Here is a 527-nt window from a genome sequence, read left to right as displayed (position 1 = left end):
GACCAGGGGGACGTAGTCGGCGTCCAGGACGCCGAGCCGACCGATGTGCAGGGTCTCGGCGATGTCGGCGACGGGGGTGCCGTCCTCCTCCCGGACGGCGTCCTCGGCGGGTTCGACGGAGGTCTGGGCGCCGTCGGGGCCGCGCTCGCCGTCCCGGCCGGCGAGCAGGTCGATGCGGCCGAAGAGGAAGTCCTCGAACTCGCTGTTGAGACGCTGGAGGTGGAGTCCGGCTCGGAAGACCAGGGCGTCGCGTTCGGCGAGGGCACCGGGGGTTCCCACCCGTCCGCGCCGGCCGGCGTCGTCCACGAGGAACTCGGCCTCGTGGATCTTCTCCTCCAGCCGCCGGTACACGGCGTCCAGGTGACGCTGCTCGGCGCGGATCTCCCGTTCGCGGACGTCCAAGGCCACGGCCCCCTTCTGATCGGACAGGGCAGCCGTCAACCGTACACCGCGCCATCGGCGCGGATGGCCTCTTTCCGCCGGTCGGAAGCGCTTCCCGCCGGATCGCCGCCCCACCCGTCGGGGGG

Annotated in this window: 1 pseudogene; it reads right to left on the bottom strand. The window is 73.1% G+C overall.

Features of this window, described 5'->3' with window-relative positions:
• A pseudogene (locus FNQ90_RS26305) lies at positions 1-402 on the bottom strand (helicase); the annotation flags it as partial.
• Positions 403-527 lie beyond the last annotated feature (125 nt).

Origin of the sequence: Streptomyces alkaliphilus (assembly GCF_014141535.1) — a bacterium.
Classification (GTDB): domain Bacteria; phylum Actinomycetota; class Actinomycetes; order Streptomycetales; family Streptomycetaceae; genus Streptomyces; species Streptomyces alkaliphilus.
The sequence above is the reverse complement of the archived record's forward strand: the minus strand, read 5'-3'. Positions and strand labels throughout refer to the sequence as shown.